This window comes from Devosia pacifica (assembly GCF_014652635.1).
GTDB lineage: Bacteria > Pseudomonadota > Alphaproteobacteria > Rhizobiales > Devosiaceae > Devosia > Devosia pacifica.
Window position 1 is genome coordinate 14,453 of the sequence record NZ_BMZE01000004.1, and the last position, 18,822, is coordinate 33,274.

The following is an 18,822-nucleotide window of genomic DNA, read 5'->3' on the forward strand; positions in this document are numbered from 1 at the left end:
ACTGATGAAGGCTATACCGGAACGAGCGCGATTTCGATTGGCTGCGTAATCAGTCGTCAATGACGTCCTGGCGCATCTGGCTCGGCGTGATGCCATATGCGCGGCGGAAGTGTTCATAGAACTGTGTCAGCGAGGTGAAGCCGGACTGAAAGGCGACGTTGGCAATCGACAAATTGCCTTCGAACAGCAATGCGCGCGCACGAATGAGCCGCATCCGCGTCACGAATTTCTGGATCGAAATGCGCATGACCTTTGAAAACAGGTCAGCGGCATAGTTCGGGTGAAGGCCGACAACCTTGGCCACCTCCGCGGCGGGCAGGGGCTCCGAAATGTTCTCGATGACGTAGCGCACCATTGCCACTACGTACCGGACCGGTGAGGCGCTGCGGGTCCGTCGGCCTTCGCTTTCGATCCAGGCAGGCAGCAGCATCTCCCAGCCGGTGAGGGCTGCCCGCCGGAACATGGCGCCCATTTCGACCTGAACAATATCTGTGCGCAGCGCATTGCCGCTGCGATAATCCGAATGCCAACGTTCCAGCGTATCGATCCCCACCGCATCGGGGTTCAGAGCGACGATGCCACCCCCCATCATCGTCTCCGTCAGACGACCGAGCTGCGGCATGTGGAGGAACGAATCGAGCGGCAGGTAGACGTTGAGCTGGCGACCTTGCTGCGCTGTCGGACTGAGTGCAACCGTCTGGTGTGGAATACCGGCCCAGAAGGCCACCAATCGTTCCGAAGGCACGCACACTGGACGCCCGTCATAGACATAGTGCATCTCGCCAGCGCTCAGCCAGTTGATCTCGATATGTCCATGGCTGTGCGGTTCCGACATGACGATGGGCCGGAAAGACCGGATGCCGAACCGGCCGAAGGCCCGGCTCGAAGCATAAAAGCTCCTGTCCGGGCGCGGCATCGGTCGTGGCGCCTGGCTACCCGGCACCTTCGTGGTGGATGAAGCTTGCTTGTTAACTTCCATTCAAGACTGCGTGGATCTGTGAAACCCGGAAATACTCTCTAGAAAAGCGGATTGCTTGCGCCATTGCAAGGCTTAGGGTCACCCCATGGACGTGTCGGGGAGGAAACCGGCACCGTGGCCAACCGGCCGTCCGTTATACTGGGAGGTATCATGAGGAAGCATGTTCATGCCCTTGGCGGGGCAAGTCTGCTGCTTGGCGTATCGATAATCGCCACGCAGGCGCAGGTGCTGGAGCCAACCACTCCGCCCGAGCCACCTGAGTTCGCTGCCCAAAGCGAACCGAACTTTGTCGGCGTTTCCGAGATCCTAGGCTTCGAGGCGCTCGACGAGTATCACGAGCCAGAGTGGGTGACTGAAAACTTCGTCGAGCCCGGCCTGCTACCGCCGGTCGAGGAACGGCTGCCTGCGGAGCCGATGGTCTACAAGACCAGCAATATGCCGGACGGCATCGGTGTCTACGGCGATGTGATGCGTCACGTCATCGGCGGACGGCCCGAAGGCTGGAACTATATCGGTGGCCAGTCTCAAGGCTGGGGCGGTATCGATATCGGCTTGTCCGAGTGCCTCACCCGCACCGGACCCCTGTTCATGGTCAATGCCGACGAGCTTGAGCCTCTGCCCAACTTGGCAAAGAGCTGGGAATGGTCTGAAGACGGTCACGAACTGACCATGCATCTCATCGAAGGTGCGAAATGGTCCGATGGCGACCCCTTCGATTCAGAAGACATCATGTTCTTCTGGGAAGACAACGTTCTCGATTCCAACGTTTCGCCGCTCAACGGCGCAACACCGGAAACATTCGGCACCGGCACGACCCTCGAGGCCGTCGACGAGTACACGATCAAGTGGACGTTCCAGGAAGAGCGGCCGACGCAGTATCTCTATCAGATGGCTTACGGCACATTCTGCCCCGGCCCGAGCCACATCCTGAAGCCCGAACACCCGAACTACTCGGACAACACCTACGAAGAGTACAAGAACGCGTTCCCGCCTGATTACCTGAACATTCCGGTCATGGGCGGTTGGGTTCCGGTCGAATATCGGGCCGAAGACATCATCGTGATGCGTCGCAATCCGTACTATTGGAAGGTCGACGAGGAAGGCAACCAGCTCCCATATCTCGACGAGCTGCACTATCGCCTGTCCACATGGGCTGACCGTGACGTCCAGACCGTTGCGGGTTCTGCGGACTTCTCGAACCTCGAGCAGCCGGAAAGCTTCGTTGAGTCACTGCGCCGTTCTGCCGAGGAAACGGCTCCGGCACGCCTGCAGTTCGGTGCTCGCACCATCGGGTATGCATTGCAGATGAATCTGTCGGCGAATGGCTGGGGCGACCCGGACGAGCGCGAGCAGGCCGTCCGCGAACTCAACCGTGAGCTCGATTTCCGCAAGGCCGTCACCTCTGCTGTCGACCGTCAGCGGCTTGGCAATTCCCTTGTCCAAGGGCCGTTCACGGCAATCTATCCCGGCGGTCTTTACGCTGGAACACCGTTCTACGACCGCGAGTCGACAGCTTACTATCCCTTTGATCTTGAAGGCGCCAATGCGGTGCTCGACGAGATGGGGCTCGAGGATACGGACGGCAATGGCATTCGCAACTTCCCCGAAGGCGGCGAAGACATTGAGATAACGCTGCTCGCCAACACAGATTACGCGACCGACACAAACGTCGCCGAAGCCGTGATAGCGATGATGCAGCCGCTCGGAATTCGCGTTGTTGCGAACTTCCAATCTGGGACCTCGCGTGACGATTCCGCAGCGGCGGGCCAGTTCGACTGGCAGATTGTCCGTCAGGGTGCCGAAGTGGCATCTGTTGTGCAGAACACGGTGGCCTTGGCGCCTGTTGGCCCACGCACCCACACGTTCCACCGTGCAGGCCCGGATGGAGAACTCGATCTGATGCCGTTCGAGCAGGAGCTCGTCGATATCGTCAATGAGTTCATCGCAACGAGCGACACCGAAGAGCGCGTCGACCTGATGCACGAGTTCCAGCAGGTCTACACCGAGAACGTCTTCGCCGTGGGGCTGACCCAGTACCCGGGTGCGCTGATCATCAACAAGCGCTTCGCCAACGTGCCGGCCGGTACGCCGATCTTCCAGTACAACTGGGCTGAAGACAGCGTGATCCGCGAGCGGCTCTATGTGCCCGAGGACCAGCAGACCGATGCCGCGTTGTTCCCCAACACGCTGCCGGGCGAGCCGGGTTCCGACGGTCCGACCGAAGGCGAGCCGAGCTGATCGGTCTTTGAACTGAGACAGGGGGCCGCTGGCCCTCTGTCACCTGCACCACGGACAGGCTTGTGGCATGTTTAGATTTCTGACTTTTCGCATTCTCGGGGCGATCCCGCTGCTGCTGCTGCTCAGCGTCGTCACATTCGCGATCATCCAGGCGCCGCCCGGAGACTACAGCGATTACATCCGCTCCATGCTCATCAATCAGGGCGGTGCGACGTTTGACGAAGCTGAAGCGCAGGCGCAGGCCTATCGCGCCGCAAATGGCCTCGACGATCCGTTGGTGGTACAATATTTCCGCTGGATAACCGGCATTGTTACCCGCTTCGATTTCGGTCACTCGCTGTATTACAATCGTCCCGTAGGCGATGTGGTGGCCGACCGACTGCCGGCGACCATATTACTGGCGCTGACCTGTCACATTCTCGCGTCGATACTGGGCATCTCGCTCGGGATCATTGCTGCGACCCGCCAGTACAGCTGGGTCGACACGCTGCTCGGCGTCATCTCGTTTCTCGGCATGACCATCCCGCGCTTCCTAATGGCGCTGATCATTCTTTACGTGCTGGTCTTCAAGCTGAACGTTTCCGAAGTGGGCATGTTCTTTTCTGCTTACTACGGCGGTCAGCCCTGGAGTTGGGGCAAGTTCGTGAACCTGCTGCAGCACGTCTGGCCGGTCATCTTCATCGCCACGTTCGGCGGGCTCGCTTACAACATGCGCGTTATGCGCGGCAATCTGCTGGACGTGTTGAACGCACAATATGTGGAGACAGCCCGGGCCAAAGGCCTGCCCGAACGGTCCGTCATCATGAAGCACGCGGTGCCGAATGCACTGCATCCGCTGGTGGCGTACCAGGGTGTCGTGTTGCCTTACATGCTCACGGGCGAGATTGAAGTCGCCGTGGTCTTCGGGCTGGCGACTGTAGGTCCTGCCATCGTTGGGTCCATGGGCGTCGGCGACGTCTTCGTGACCGCGACGTTCATGCTCGTGCTCGCTGCAACGCTCATCATAGGCAATATCATCGCAGATATCCTGTTGGTTGCGCTTGATCCCCGTATTCGTCTGGGAGGTTCGGCCGAATGACTCAGGATACCAGGCCAAAAACACAAGCACCGGCAGAGCCTTTGCCGGTGGATCCGGGTGGCGGTGCGCGGATAAGCACCGATGTCACCGAGACGGAAGCGCGTGGCCGCTTCGTACAGACTGGCAATGAGAGCTATCCCACGCTGGTCTGGCGCAGGTTCCGGCGATCGGTCATGGGGATGATCGGCTTCGTGCTGGTTCTGGCACTTCTCGTGCTGGCGATCTTTGCCGATTTCTTCGCCCCAATGGATCCGAACCGCGCCGACCTCTCATTCGCGCCGCCGGACATGATCGCCTTCCAGAATCCCGAAGGCGAATTCAGCCTGATCCCCTATATTTATCCTATCGGGGAGACCGGTGAATTCGATCCCGTTACGTTCCAGCCGCTGACGGGTCCTGTGCTGGACAGTCCAACGCCTTATGGCTTTTTCGTGCGCGGTTACGAATACAGCCTTTTCTGGGTTCTGCGGACCAATATCCACTTTTTCGGCGCGACAGACGGCAGCTCCCTGCACCTGCTGGGAACCGATCGGCTCGGACGAGACATCCTGTCGCGCGGGATCATCGGTTCGCGCATCTCGCTGACCATCGCGCTGGCCGTCGTGACATTGACCACCATCATCGGAACTCTCGTCGGTATTACCTCCGGCTATCTTGGGGGAGCGCTCGACAGCTGGCTTCAACGGTTCGTAGAGTTCGTGCTGGCATTCCCGCAATTGCCGCTTTACCTGGCTTTGACGACGCTCATCCCGGTAACTGCGCCGTCAAATCTGTTCATCGCTTTCGTCATTGGCGTCATGGCGGTGATTGGCTGGGCCCAGCTCAGTCGCGAGGTGAGATCCAAGACCCTGTCACTGGCGCGGATTGAATATGTGCGCGCGGCGATTGCCGTGGGCTCAGGGGATCTGCGTATCATCACGCGCCATATCCTGCCGAACGTCATGAGCCACGTGATCGTCGCGGTCACATTGGCCGTGCCAACCGTGGTCCTTCTGGAGAGCTTCCTCGGGTTCCTGGGCTTTGCGGTCAAGCCGCCTCTGATCTCCTGGGGGCTTATGCTGCAGGACACCAATACGTTCTCTGTGATCGGCTCCTATCCCTGGATCCTGTCGCCGGTGGGATTCGTGCTGGTCACGGTGTTCGCGTTCAACGCGTTGGGTGACGGCCTGCGCGACGCTATCGATCCTTATTGAGAAGGCCGCCTGATATGTCTCAAGACAAAGAGAATCTGGCGCCAAGCGAGCGCCACGACATTGGCACGCACGACCGCGAACTGATCCTTGATGCCCGCAATCTCGCGGTCAATTTCAAGGTCGAGGGTGGCATTGTCGAAGCGGTACGAGATGTTTCGTTCCAGCTCCACAAGGGCGAAACCATCGCGCTTGTCGGCGAGAGTGGTTCGGGCAAATCCGTCACGGCCCGCGCCATCATGAAACTCCTGACCAAGCGCGCGACCATAATGCCGGGCAGCAAGATCACGCTCAAGGACCGCGACATCGTTGCGACGAGCGATCAGGATATGCGCAAGCTGCGTGGCAATGACGTCGCAATGATCTTTCAGGAGCCAATGAGCTCGCTTAATCCAGTTTATACAATCGGACAGCAGATCTGCGAGGTCTTGCACCTGCATAACAAGATGTCGCGCAGCCAGGCGATGGATCGGGCGCGCGAACTTCTGGAGGAAGTGCAGATACCGGAGCCTGAAGCTCGCCTGCGGCAGTATCCGCACCAGCTGTCGGGTGGGCAGCGCCAGCGTGTTATGATCGCGATGGCACTGGCGAACCGCCCGGATGTCCTCATTGCCGATGAGCCAACAACGGCACTCGACGTGACCGTTCAGGCGCAAATCCTTAACCTGATCAAGGATTTGAAGGATCGTCACGGCATGGCGGTGATCCTGATCACCCATGACCTGACGATTGTCCGACAGTTCTCGGAATACGTTTATGTGATGCAGAACGGCGTCGTGCAGGAGCACAACGACACCGAAGCGTTGTTCAACAACCCGAAGCACGCATACACCAAGCACCTCCTGGCCTCCGAGCCGAAGGGTGTTGCAAATCCCTTGGTGGGCGAGGAAGGGACCGTTCTGGAGGGCAAAGACGTCCGCGTCGTCTTTACGCTCAAACGTGGCGGCTTTTTCAAGCCGAACTATTTTGATCTCGTCGCAGTAGACGATCTATCCCTCAAGCTCCAAAGGCACGAAACCCTTGGCATTGTGGGAGAAAGCGGGTCGGGCAAGACAACGTTCGGCCAGGCGCTGATCCGATTAATCGGCAATAATGGTGGAGAGATCTTCTTCGACGGCAAGCCCATCCACGGAAATGACCGGCGTGCAATGCGTCCGTTGCGAAGCCGCATGCAGATCGTCTTCCAGGACCCCTTTGCCAGCCTCAACCCGCGCATGTCGATCCGTCAGATCATTGAAGAGGGCCTGATCGTCAACGGCATCGGCGCCAATACAAAGGACCGTGTCGATCGCGTTCGCCAGGCGCTTGTCGATGCCGGCATGCCCAACAACATTCTCAACCGCTTCCCGCACGAGTTCTCGGGCGGGCAGCGGCAGCGCATCGCCATAGCCCGTGCGATTGCGCTTGAGCCGGAGTTCATCCTGCTCGACGAGCCGACTTCTGCACTCGACCTGTCGGTTCAGGCTCAGATCATTGATCTGCTGCGTAAGCTGCAGGATGAGAAGGGCCTCAGCTACCTGTTCATCTCGCATGACCTGAAGGTCGTGCGCGCGCTCTGCCACCGAGTGATGGTGATGCAGCATGGCAAGGTCGTGGAGCAGGGGCCCGTTAGCGAGGTTCTGACCAACCCCAAGACCGAATACACGACGCGCCTCGTGCGCGCCGCCTTTGAAATAGCCGCATAACCTTCGGGAGTTCGTTTATGGCTGCCAATCCAAAAGTCACATTCATCGGTGCCGGCTCGACGGTGTTCATGAAGAACATCATCGGCGATCTGCTTCAGCGTCCCGCGCTTGCCGGCGCATCCATTGCGCTGATGGACATCAACACAGAGCGCCTCGAAGAGAGCGCCATCGTTGCCGGCAAGATCGCCAAGACGCTCGACGTTCCGGCCAAGATCGAGACGTACACGGATCAGAAAAAAGCCCTCGAGGGCGCCAATTTCGTTGTCGTAGCCTTCCAGATCGGCGGGTATGAGCCGGCAACCGTCACCGATTTCGAGGTGCCGAAAAAATACAATCTGCGCCAGACCATTGCCGATACGCTCGGCGTCGGCGGCATCATGCGTGGTGTGCGCACGGTCCCGCATCTGTGGAAGATCTGTGAGGACATGACGCAGGTCTGCCCCGATGCGATCATGCTGCAATACGTCAACCCGATGGCGATCAACACCTGGGCGATCTCGGCCAAGTATCCGAATATCAAGCAGGTCGGGCTCTGCCATTCGGTCCAGGGCACCGCGCACGAACTGGCGCACGACCTCGACATCCCGTACGAGTCGCTGCGCTATCGCGCTGCCGGCATCAACCACATGGCGTTCTACCTGCAGTTCGAACAGCGCATGGAAGATGGCTCGTATCGCGATCTCTATCCGGAGCTGCACAAGGGCTACCGCGAAGGCCGCTTCCCAAAGCCGCCCGAGCACAATCCGCGCTGCCCCAACAAGGTACGCTACGAGATGCTCAGCCGCCTCGGCTACTTCGTCACCGAGAGCTCGGAGCACTTCGCTGAATATACGCCGTACTTCATCAAGGAAGGCCGCGAGGACCTGATCGAGAAGTTCGGCATTCCACTGGACGAGTACCCGAAGCGCTGTGTCGCCCAGGTCGCCCGCTGGAAGAGCCAGGCTGAAGAGTACAAGAACGCCGACACTATCGAGGTCAAGCAGAGCCACGAATACGCGTCCTCGATCATGAACTCGGTCTGGACCGGTGAGCCGAGCGTGATTTACGGCAATGTGCGCAACAATGGCTGCATCACCTCGCTGCCGGCGGACTGTGCCGCAGAAGTCCCGTGCCTCGTCGACGACACCGGCATCCAGCCGACCTATATTGGCGCTCTGCCGCCGCAGCTGACGGCTTTGATGCGTACCAACATCAACGTGCAGGAACTGACGGTCCAGGCGCTCCTCACCGAGAACCGCGAGCATCTCTACCATGCCGCGATGATGGATCCGCACACCGCCGCCGAACTCGATCTTGAGCAGATCTGGAACCTTGTTGATGATCTGACCGCCGCGCATGGCGATTGGCTGCCGGAGTGGGCCCGCGGTCCGCAGCAGCGCAAGGTCGCCTGATCGTTCTGATATAAATTGAAAGACCCCGGCTTAAGCCGGGGTCTTTTTTTGTGCACCGCGGCAAGTCTTTGACCTCAGGCACATGCGGGTGTTTAACACCTCCAGCCTTCTCGCCGGTTGCAGCAATGCCTGATACGACTTCTCCACCGCGGCGCGCCGAAATACCCATGCTGGTACGCACCGCCCCGGCGTTGTTCCTGGTCTTATGGGCGTCCGGCTTCGCTTTTGCAAAACTCGGCCTTGAGCACGCGGCGCCGTTGACGCTGCTGTCGCTGCGCTTCGGCATCATCGTCGTGCTGTTCGTCGTCATTGCCGTCGTCATGCGCCCGCCATTGCCAAAGGCACCCGTCGAATGGCTGCATCTGGTGGCCGTCGGCTTTCTCATCCAGTCGGTCTATTTCGGCCTCGCTTATGCTGGCATGAGCCTCGGCGTCTCTGCCGGCATTGCCGCCGTCATCGCCTCGACACAGCCTCTGATCGTCGGCCTCGCTGCCCCACTGGTCACCAGCGAGCATATCGGTCGGCTGAAATGGGCAGGCCTGTTGCTCGGTGCCATTGGCGCCGTTCTGGTGGTCATCGGGGCGGATCGCCCCTTCGATTCCGCGCTCGATGTCGGACTTTTCTTGTGCGCCGGCTCGGCATTCGGCATGGCCGCCGCAACGCTCTATCAGAAGCGGTTTCCGGTCGCGGCGCATCCGGTCACCGTCAATCTGGTGCACTACGTCGTCGGCTTCGTCACCATCACGCCGTTTGCCTTGAGCTTTGAGACAACACCGATTGATTGGGGGACGGAACTCGCAGTCGCCCTCGCCTGGCTGGTTGTCGCCAATTCGCTGATTGCGGTTTCGCTGCTGCTCTTCATGATCAGGCAGTCTGAGGCCTCAAGGGTATCGGCGCTGTTCTTTCTCGTGCCGCCGGTTGCTGCGCTGATCAGCTGGCTGGTCATGGGTGAGACCATGACCCCGATGGCAATCATCGGCATGGTGGTGGCCGTTATCGGCGTTGGCCTCGTCACCCGTCGGGCATAAGTCTAGCGCATGTCTCGCACATGCCGGAGAAACGCGGAATGGCCGATCGCCTTGCCGGCGGCCGCGCGATACTCCCGTGTCAGCCCCTCGACCGTTTGCTGGGCGAACCGGCGTAGCTTTGGCGTGCGCTCCATCTCCTGACGCGCCACGGATTGATCCAGCAGCCCCAACCCGTCGAGCACTGGGTAGTAAAGCTGTGTCTCGATGTGCGGTAGACCGCCAAGATAATCGCGAAACTGCTCCCGGCGCGGCATATGCCGTTTCCAGAAATCGAGCCGCCGGCGCGTTTCACCGTGAATGCGGTTTTCTCGCACGTCGCGCCAGAAGGGCGTGTCGTCCCGCTCGGTCATGTAGTGCGTGTTGACGAAGGTCCGGAAGTCATCGACCTGGCGCGCTACCCGGCTATTGTATCCATCGCGGTCCGTGGGCGTCATCTGCTCGGGCGCCTTGAGAAACGCCTCGGCGAACATCATCATCTGCACAATCGTGCCGTGGATGGAGGTCGACTCCAGCGGCTCCAGAAAGCTCGAGCTCAGCCCGACCGCCAGACAATTGTTCTTCCATGGCGTTTCGAGCCGCCCAACCGAAAAGCGGATATCGCCGCGTACTTCGATCTCACGACCGAGCCGCTGCTCGACCTCGCGTTTTGCCTCATCGGCCGTCGTGTGCGCATCGGAATAAACATAGCCGCAGCCATAGCGTGACTGCGTCGGAATCATCCACATCCAGCCGGAATCCTGTGCCCAGGCCCGCGTATAGGTGGCAATCTCCTCGTCTTCGCCGATATCGAGCCAGAAGGGCAGGGCGCGATTAACCGGCAGCTCGTTGGCATAGGAAATCCAGGAGGCGTCGAGCCCCTTGACGATCAGCTGCTTGCGAAAGCCCGTGGCGTCGATGAAGAAATCGCCCTTGAGGCGCGTGCCGTCATCAAGCCGAAGCGCGGCGATATCGCCGGTCTCGGCGTTCCGCTCGATATCCGAGACCAGCGCATCGATGACGTCGACGCCCTCGGCCTTTTCAGCAAAGAACTTGCCGACCAGCGCCTGATCGAAGTGATAGGCGTGGTGGTACGGCCCCAGCGCAATCAGCGAGCCATCGTCCTTGAAGGCATAGGGTGCCTTATGCTGCTCCAGCAGCGGCTGGAACAAATGCATGTCCTGCACGGGTCGGCCCGCTGCAACGCTGTAAACGTTGAGAAAATCCGATGGCACGCCCTTCGGCGTCTTCACCACCTGGTGCGGGTCATCGATCGGTCCGTAATAGGTATATCCCTTTCGCCGCCAGTCCTGGTGCCGAATGCCTAGCTTGAACGTGGCTTCGGTCTTGCGGAAAAATTCGAACTCGTCGATGCGGAAATATTGGAGAAGCACCCTGAAGGCTGCGGTGGTCGCCTCGCCGACACCCACATTCGGAATCTTCGTGGACTCAATGACGCTGATCCTTGCATCGATGCTCTTTCGGCGCACCGCATCCTGAAGAATGAACGCCGCCAGCCAGCCAGCCGTGCCACCGCCCACGATGACGAAATGTGCCGGATCGCTCATGCTGTCTCCCCTCCTGCAGACAGCATCCTTGTGCCATCTTCGCCGCAACGATAGCGCGGCAACTCATTGGTCCGTTGATAGCCCAGAGGCGACGATACACACCAGACGAAAACAGGCCGCCACGTCACCGCGGCAGCCTGCTGATTAACAGATCTAGCAGTCTCGATCAGTGGTGACCGCCAGCCATCTCGCGAAGCTCTTCGACACCGCGCACGCGCTTGCGGGCAGCGCCTTCCCAGTCGCGCGTTTTCACGGTCGACTTTTCCATGCGCTCCTTGGCAGCCGGAATGGCATCGGCGTATTGCGGCAGCCACTTGGCTTGGGTGACGACCATTTCGTCGACCATTGCCCACACTTCGTCCGGCGTGCAGATGGCGCCAACCAGCGGATCGTGCAGCACGGCAAGCTTGAGCATGTCGAGATCGCCGGTCATCGCCGCCTCGACGCTCATCCGCTGAACCGAAACCGACACGGAGCACGTGGCGGCACAGGCCATCGGCAGTTCGATGCCCTCGACCATGTTGAGGCCGAACCTGTCGACAAAACCGGTGCTCTCGATGATCGCATCGCTCGGCAGGTTGCGAATGATGCCGTTATTGCGAACATTGAAATGTCCACGATACACGCGGCCGGTTTCCAGCGCCTCGATGATATGGCTGGCGTGCTCGCTGGTGCGCTTGTGCTCGCTCAGCGGCTTGCCGGCCTGATCGAGGAACTTCGGGAAATCGGTCTCGAACCAGTTCCGGCGTTCGGTCGAATAGCGCAGATATCCGCCGGTCTCGCCGTGGATCCAGTCGCTCATGTCGATCCAGTTGCCGATCTCTTCAGGGCGCTTGCGGTACCAGGGCAGGTACTCGGACAGGTGGCCATTGGATTCGGTGGAATAGACGCCGAAGCGCTTGAGAACGTCGATCCGGACCTTCTCCTGCTGCGAATATACCGGGTGCTTCTCGAAGGCGGCGACCAGTTCGTCCTTCTCGATCTTGCGGCCCTTGGCCCTGATATCGATGTACCAGGTCTGGTGATTGATGCCTGAGCAGACATAGTCCAGCTCGTCATTTTCGACGCCCAGCACCTTGGCGATCTGGTCGGCCCCGTGCTGCACGCCGTGGCAAAGCCCGATCGTTTCGACGCCGCCATAGGCGTTGGCGGCCCAGGTGTTCATCGCCATCGGGTTGGCGTAGTTGAGGAATTTAGCGCCGGGTTCGGCAACTTCGCGAATGTCCTTGCAGAAGTCGAGGATCACCGGAATGTTGCGCTGGCCATAAAGAATGCCGCCGGCGCAGATGGTGTCGCCGACGCACTGGTCGACGCCGTATTTCAGCGGCACCGAGATATCGCTTGAAAAGGCCTCGAGCCCGCCGACACGCACGCAGCTCATGATGTAGCGCGCGCCACTGATCGCCTCTCGCCGGTCAGTCGTCGCCGTGACCTTGGTGGGTAGATTGTTGACCGATACGATCTTCTCGATGATCTGCCGGATCATGTCGAGATTGTGCTCATTGAGGTCGGTCAGCGCGAACTCGACATCGACAAACTCCGGCACCTTCAGCAGATCGGAGATGAGCGTTTTGGTGAAGCCGACGGAACCGGCACCGATAATGGCAACCTTGAATGACATGGATTTCCTCCTAGAAATGCCGCTCGATGCGCCTTCTCTGAGAACGCCCGGTCGAGTGGCCGTAAGTTTGCCCCATCACTAGCGTCCTGCGTTCCGGACGTGTAGAGAAAGGTTATGCCGCTTAGGGTAATTTTGTGCTGAAAGATCTGTTGGAATACGGTCATGCAGTGCGTGCCGTTGACTTGGCGCGCGGCCATGTGCCGTTGCACGCGATGGCCATCAGCGCAGGGTACGAACAGCGCGCCAATGAAGTGTATTCCTGGGATGGTCGCCGGCGCGGCAATGCCCCTTTCCTGGTGGTGCAGCACACGCTTTCGGGACGCGGGCGTCTCGATTTCGCGGGCGCCGATTTTGCGCTGACCCGCGGCCAGACGATGGTACTGGCGATGCCGCATGCGCACCGCTACTGGCTCGAGCCCGGCCAGACCTGGGAATATTTCTGGATCGTTCTGAATGGTCGGGAGGCGTTGAGGCTGGCGCGCGACATCATCGACGCAAACGGCCCGGTAATTTCGCCGTCGCAAGCCGTCATTGACCGAATGGCGGCGGCCTGCCTCAGCCTGATCTCGCGACCCGAGTTGCAGCCGGGCGAAGTCTCCTCACTGGCTTACACCACCATGATGGCGCTTCATGATGCGGTGTTTGCCGGGCGCCAGCCGGTCAGCCCCGAGCTGCCCCCGGCGATAGCGCGCGTCGTTGCCTATGTCGAAGAGGATGTTACCCGCCCAATGCATGTCGAGCGCCTGGCGGCAATCGCACAGATGAGCCGATCCCATTTCGTGCGTCAGTTCTCAGCGGCGACAGGTCTTGGACCGGCCGCCTTTGTTTTTTCGGCCCGCATCGAGCGTGTGCAGCGCCTGTTATTGGCAACCGATCTGTCCGTGGGAGACATTGCCGCTGCCACTGGTTTCGCAAACGCCAACTATCTTGCCAAGTCGTTCCGCCGCGCCGAGGGAAAGTCTCCTCTCGAATATCGGCGTTTCATGCGCGAGCATGTCGGCGCCTGAGGCGGCGCCTTGCATGCAATGGCAAGGCATGCTCCACTGAGTGTGCGTGTTCAACGCACTTCGCAATTTCAGTCCGATCCGACGTGTTCTTTCAATGCCGTTCCCCGCAGGGGCGCAGGCTGCCGGATCGCGACGCAACCCGACATTGCAGGGAGGACTACTCATGAAGTACCGCAAGCTCGGCAACTCTGGTGCCGTTGTATCGGAATTCGCCCTCGGCACGATGACCTTTGGCAGCGAGGCCGACGAAGACACCTCATTCGCGCTGATGGACGATTATTTTGCCGCTGGCGGCAATTTTCTCGATACCGCAGACGTCTATTCTGCCGGCGTTTCCGAAGAAATCATTGGTCGCTGGCTGAAGGCCCGGCCGACCGAGGCGCGTCAGGCCGTCGTCGCCACCAAGGGGCGTTTTCCGATGGGGCAGGGGCCTAACGATCTCGGCCTGTCACGTAGACACCTTGACGATGCGCTCAACGCATCTTTGAAGCGGCTCGATGTCGAACGCATCGATCTTTACCAGATGCACGCATGGGATGCCTTGACCCCGATCGAGGAGACCCTGCGGTTTCTCGATGATGCCGTTTCAGCCGGCAAGATCGGCTATTACGGCTTTTCGAACTACATCGGCTGGCAAATCAGCAAGGCCGTTTATACCGCCAAGATGCTGGGCTACAGCGCTCCTGTCACGCTGCAGCCTCACTACAATCTTTTGGTACGCGATATCGAGCACGAGATCGTCCCGGCCTGCGAGGATGCGAAGATGGGCCTCTTGCCCTGGTCGCCCCTCGGTGGCGGCTGGCTGACCGGCAAGTACAAGCGCGACACCCAGCCAACGGGCGCAACCCGGCTCGGGGAGAATCCGAACCGTGGTTCAGAAGCTTACGGCCCGCGCAATTCGGACGAGCGCGTCTGGAAGATCATTGAAGCGGTGCAGGCGGTTGCTGATGGCCATGGTGTCAGTCCTGCACAGGTGGCCTTGGCATGGCTCAACCAGCGCCCGGCCATGACCTCGGTCATCCTCGGCGCCCGCAAGCGCGAGCAGTTGGCAGACAACATGGCTGCCGCCGATCTCGCCCTGAGCGTAGACGATATCAAGACGCTTGATGAAGTCAGCGCACCGAAGCAGCCGGGCTACCCGTATGGCGAAAACGGCGTCAACCAGCGCCACCGCAAGATCGAAGGCGGCCGCTAATCACCGGCACCACCGGTAGATCGAACAAAGAGAAGGGGCCGTTCAGGCCCCTTCGTATGTCCGCACCAAACGCCCGTCCGGACGCTCCTGCAGCCGGCTCGATGGCATCGTCGCCAATCGGTTTGCTTCTGCCACCATGTCCGGGTTCGTCGCCAGCTTGCCTTGGCCTGCATCCTCGCTCGAGAGCACAGACGCTTTCAGCAACCTTGAATACGGGTGCTCCGGATCACTAAGCACCACGCGGGCGTCGCCCATTTCGACAATGCGGCCCTTTTGCATGATGATCAGGCGGTCAGAGATATAGTAAGCCGTTGCCAGATCGTGCGTGATGTAGATCACCGAGACCCCGAAATCATCCCGCAGCGAGCGCAGCAGATTGACGATCGCCATGCGCAGCGAAGCGTCGACCATTGAAACCGGCTCGTCCGCGATGAGCAATGGCGGGTTGGGGATCAGCGCCCGCGCAATGGCGCAACGCTGCAACTGACCGCCCGACAACTCGTGAGGATAGCGACCGGCAATTTCCTTGAGGCTGAGGCCGACTTTTTGCAGCGCGTCATCCATCGCCGCATCGATTTTCGCCCGGTCGCTTGTCTTGAGAAACTGCCTGGCGGTCGAGGCCAGGTAGCGATCAATGCGCTTCAACGGATTGAACGCCTCGAACGGATTCTGGAACACCGGTTGCACCTGGCTCATGAACTCGAGGCGCTTTTCGCGGTTCATGTTTCGGCTGACCGACTGTCCCTTGAACAGGATCTCCCCTTCACTTGGCTGTTCAAGTCCGAGGATCATGCGCGCCAGTGTCGTCTTGCCCGATCCGGATTCCCCGATGATCGTGAAGATCTCAGGCTTGTCCGCGGTTAACGAGAAGCTGGCATCCTGTACCGCGTCGATGTGAGCACGTGACAGCAATCCGCCCATCGGGAAGCGCTTCCAGACGTTCCGGATTTCAAGCAGGTCCGTCATAGCTGCGCCTCCATTTTGCCAGTCGGCGCACCATCGAGGGGACGCACATCCTGCCAGCGCCAGCAGGCCGTGCGGTGATCAGTGTCCACGGTTTCAAGCGGCGGAACATCAGTCCGGCACTTGTCGATCGCCAGCGGGCAGCGCGGATGGAACCGACAACCGGGCGGGGGGTCAGCGAGGTTAGGCGGCTTGCCCTCAAGGGCAGGGCGCTGCGTGGTATCGCCAATGCGCGGCAGGCTTGCGACGAGATGCGCCGTATAAGGGTGCTTCGGCGCAAAGAACATCTGGCGCGTCGGGCCTTCTTCGACCAGCCGGCCCGCATAGATAATGCCGATACGGTCAGCCATGTTGGCGTGCACCGACATGTCGTGCGTCACGAACACCACCGAAGACCCCATCTTCTGCTGGATCTCGCGGATCATCGACAGCACTTCCTTTTGCACCACCACATCGAGCGCCGTCGTCGGTTCGTCTGCAATGATGAACTCTGGATGGCATACCGTGGCGAGCCCAATAGTGACGCGCTGGCGCATGCCGCCGGACAGTTCGTGCGGATAGGAACGAAGCACGGATGGTGGCAGCTTGAGGCTGCTCAGATGCTGTTCCACACGTTCCCTGAAGGCCGGTCCCGACAGGCCCAGCGGCTCCTTTGCAAAATCGGCGAAGGTCCGTTCGATCCGGCGCACCGGATTTAGCACGCTCATGGAACCCTGCATGATGTAGCTCAGGTGCTTCCAGCGGATGCGCTTCAGGTCCTCCTTGCTGGCGGTGGTCGGGTCGATCTCCTCGCCGTTGAAATGATACCTCACAGATCCATCAACAACTTCGAGCGGGGGCCGCATGGCAGCGGCGAGCACCTTGATCAGCGAGGTTTTGCCGCTCGAACTCTCGCCGGCAATCCCATAAATCTCGTTGCGGCGAATGCTCATTGTAATGTCGTCCACCGCCCGCACTTCGCGGGAGATGCCGAAATACTTCATGAGATAGTAGGCCTTGAGGCCTTTGACATCGAGAACGGTGTCCATCATGGCCTCCTAGCTGCCCATCCGGCGGAGCCGGCTGCGCGGGTCGATATATTCGTTGATGGAAACAGCGAGCAAGAACAGCCCGAGGAACATCATGACCAGCAGCACGACCGGAATGATGATCCACCACCACACGCCCACCACCATGGCTGAATGGTTGTTTGCCCAATAAAGCGCTGTGCCCACAGTAGGGATGTTGATGTTGGTAAATCCGAGAACGGCCAAAGTCACTTCGAACCCGATCGACCAGATCATGTTGGCCATCGCGGTCGAGAAGACGATCGGCATGACGTAGGGCAAGTGTTCTTCCATCATGATCTTGCGCGGTGACATTCCGGCGAAAATCGCCTGGCGGGTAAATTCGCGGAACCGGAGACCAAGCGCCACCGAGCGGATCAGCCGGGCATCGAACGCCCAACCAAGGCACGCCATGATAACCGCGAGCGTATAGGTGTTCAGATCGCTCCTCAGCACGAAATAGAAAAGGATCAGGATTGGGAAAATCGGGATCGCAACAAAAATGTCGTTGAAAAACATCAAGATGCGGTCAACCCACCCGCCCAGATAGCCGGATGCGAGTCCTATGGTGATCGAGATCAGGCGGCTTAGCACCGCAACGATAATGCCAAATGTCAGCGTGTTCCGGAACGCGAAGCTCAGCTGCCAGAAGAGGTCTTGGCCGCGCGAGTTTGTCCCGAACCAATACTGCCAGCTGGGCGGCTGGTCAGGGATGACCACATAGATATCCTGCGCTGGGTATGGCGAGAAAAAGCTCAGACAGGCGAAGATGACGATAAGCGACACCAGCAAGAGGCCGATCGTGAACTCTCGGTTGTAGCGAATGAGATCTTTGAAAACGGACAGCATGGCCTATTCCACCTTCACGCGTGGGTCGAGCAGTGGGTGGATCATGTCGATGACGAAGATCGCAGATGCCACGGCAATCACGGCGACGGAGGACACCGCCAGCACGAGTGTGGAGTCGCCACCGTTGACGGCTCGGATTAAAAGAGTCCCGAGCCCAGGATAGGAGAACACTTGCTCGGTGATGATCGTGCCCGAAAAAATACCGCCTAGCGCCATCGCCAAAGCCGTAAGCTGCGGCACCAGGGCGTTGCGGATCACATAGGAGCCTACGATGCGCTCCTCTTTGACCCCTGCGATTTCTGCGTACGTTACATAATCCTCGGTGACGATGTTGGAGACCAGAGAGCGCATTCCCAGGAACCAAGTGCCCATGCCGACAAGGACCAGCGATGTAGCTGGCAAGATCGAGTGATGCAGGATCGATAGGATAAACTGCGGCGTCCAGCCGGGCCTGACGTTCATCGAGAAGCCGCCACTGATCGGAAGGACCGGCCAAAGGAAGCCGAAAATGATCACCATCAAGAAAGCGACGATGTAATAGGGAATTGGCTGCACGCCGATAGCCAAGACGCCAAACGCCTTGAGCAGTCGCGAGTTTTGGTAGTAGCCGGCGAGCCCGCCGAGGATATTACCGAGCAACCAGGTTATGATGATTGAGACCGTGAGCAGTCCCACTGTCCAAGGCAGTGCAAGCATTACAAGCTGCATTGCCGGTGTGGGGAAGGCGATCAGCGAGGGCCCTAGATCACCGACAATTAGCCGGCCGAGAAAATTGAAGTACTGCTCATGAAGCGGAATATTTAGCCCGAACAGCTCGTTGAGCGTGGAACGCAAGGACTCGATCGCCTGTGGCGAGAAACTGGAATTGCCGGAAACACGTCCGATGATGGATTCAACCGGACTGATCGGAGACAGCCGGGAGATGAAGAATGCAGCTGAAACACCTGCGAACACAACAGCGGTAAGCTGCAATAACCGTTTGAGCGCAAATAACAAATAGGCGCGCAT

Annotated in this window: 14 protein-coding genes and 1 pseudogene; 8 read left to right on the plus strand and 7 right to left on the minus strand. The window is 59.5% G+C overall.

Annotated elements, in window-relative coordinates:
- Positions 1–49: 49 nt before the first annotated feature.
- Positions 50–979 (minus strand): helix-turn-helix domain-containing protein, encoded by a 930-nt coding sequence (locus IE127_RS16430; protein ID WP_189426824.1) that lies wholly within the window; start codon positions 977–979, stop codon positions 50–52.
- 150 nt (positions 980–1,129) lie between these two features.
- Here IE127_RS16430 and IE127_RS16435 point away from each other — a divergent pair, with 150 nt between their 5' ends.
- The 6 genes and pseudogenes from IE127_RS16435 (at position 1,130) to IE127_RS16460 (ending at position 9,589) form a co-directional block, all read left to right on the plus strand.
- On the plus strand, positions 1,130–3,217 hold the full coding sequence (locus IE127_RS16435) for an ABC transporter substrate-binding protein (RefSeq protein WP_189426825.1): 2,088 nt from the start codon (positions 1,130–1,132) through the stop codon (positions 3,215–3,217).
- A 67-nt stretch (positions 3,218–3,284) separates the two neighbouring features.
- Positions 3,285–4,295, plus strand: coding sequence for an ABC transporter permease (locus tag IE127_RS16440; protein WP_189426826.1), 1,011 nt, complete (start codon positions 3,285–3,287; stop codon positions 4,293–4,295).
- Positions 4,296–4,420: 125 nt separating this feature from the next.
- Positions 4,421–5,488, plus strand: a pseudogene (locus tag IE127_RS16445) (ABC transporter permease); the annotation flags it as partial.
- A 14-nt stretch (positions 5,489–5,502) separates the two neighbouring features.
- A complete protein-coding gene (locus IE127_RS16450; protein ID WP_189426828.1) occupies positions 5,503–7,170 on the plus strand; it encodes an ABC transporter ATP-binding protein in 1,668 nt (555 codons plus the stop codon).
- 17 nt (positions 7,171–7,187) lie between these two features.
- Positions 7,188–8,561, plus strand: a complete 1,374-nt coding sequence (locus IE127_RS16455) for an alpha-glucosidase/alpha-galactosidase (RefSeq protein ID WP_189426829.1) — start codon at positions 7,188–7,190, stop codon at positions 8,559–8,561.
- 167 nt (positions 8,562–8,728) lie between these two features.
- Complete coding sequence (locus IE127_RS16460; RefSeq protein WP_210310538.1) at positions 8,729–9,589, plus strand: DMT family transporter; 861 nt, start codon at positions 8,729–8,731, stop codon at positions 9,587–9,589.
- Positions 9,590–9,591: 2 nt separating this feature from the next.
- Here the strand turns inward: IE127_RS16460 and IE127_RS16465 are convergent, their stop codons facing one another.
- Positions 9,592–11,133, minus strand: coding sequence for a tryptophan halogenase family protein (locus IE127_RS16465; RefSeq protein WP_189426831.1), 1,542 nt, complete (start codon positions 11,131–11,133; stop codon positions 9,592–9,594).
- A 166-nt stretch (positions 11,134–11,299) separates the two neighbouring features.
- A complete protein-coding gene (locus tag IE127_RS16470; protein ID WP_189426832.1) occupies positions 11,300–12,754 on the minus strand; it encodes an alpha-glucosidase/alpha-galactosidase in 1,455 nt (484 codons plus the stop codon).
- A 134-nt stretch (positions 12,755–12,888) separates the two neighbouring features.
- Between IE127_RS16470 and IE127_RS16475 the strand changes: the two genes are divergently transcribed.
- Together IE127_RS16475 and IE127_RS16480 are read left to right on the plus strand one after the other, a co-directional pair.
- Positions 12,889–13,761, plus strand: coding sequence for an AraC family transcriptional regulator (locus IE127_RS16475; RefSeq protein ID WP_189426833.1), 873 nt, complete (start codon positions 12,889–12,891; stop codon positions 13,759–13,761).
- 163 nt (positions 13,762–13,924) lie between these two features.
- Complete coding sequence (locus IE127_RS16480; RefSeq protein WP_189426834.1) at positions 13,925–14,956, plus strand: aldo/keto reductase; 1,032 nt, start codon at positions 13,925–13,927, stop codon at positions 14,954–14,956.
- A 42-nt stretch (positions 14,957–14,998) separates the two neighbouring features.
- Here IE127_RS16480 and IE127_RS16485 read toward each other — a convergent pair whose 3' ends face one another.
- The 4 genes from IE127_RS16485 to IE127_RS16500 are packed head-to-tail and all read right to left on the minus strand — an operon-like array spanning position 14,999 to position 18,822.
- The gene (locus IE127_RS16485; protein WP_189426835.1) at positions 14,999–15,922 is read right to left on the minus strand and encodes an ABC transporter ATP-binding protein; all 924 of its coding nucleotides are present in this window, start codon (positions 15,920–15,922) and stop codon (positions 14,999–15,001) included.
- Positions 15,919–16,947, minus strand: a complete 1,029-nt coding sequence (locus IE127_RS16490; protein WP_189426836.1) for an ABC transporter ATP-binding protein — start codon at positions 16,945–16,947, stop codon at positions 15,919–15,921. The genes IE127_RS16485 and IE127_RS16490 overlap by 4 nt, the downstream gene beginning before the upstream one ends.
- Before the next feature lie 9 nt (positions 16,948–16,956).
- Entirely contained in the window at positions 16,957–17,814 is an 858-nt protein-coding gene (locus tag IE127_RS16495; protein ID WP_189426837.1) for an ABC transporter permease, read from the minus strand.
- 3 nt (positions 17,815–17,817) lie between these two features.
- A complete protein-coding gene (locus IE127_RS16500) occupies positions 17,818–18,822 on the minus strand; it encodes an ABC transporter permease (RefSeq protein WP_189426838.1) in 1,005 nt (334 codons plus the stop codon).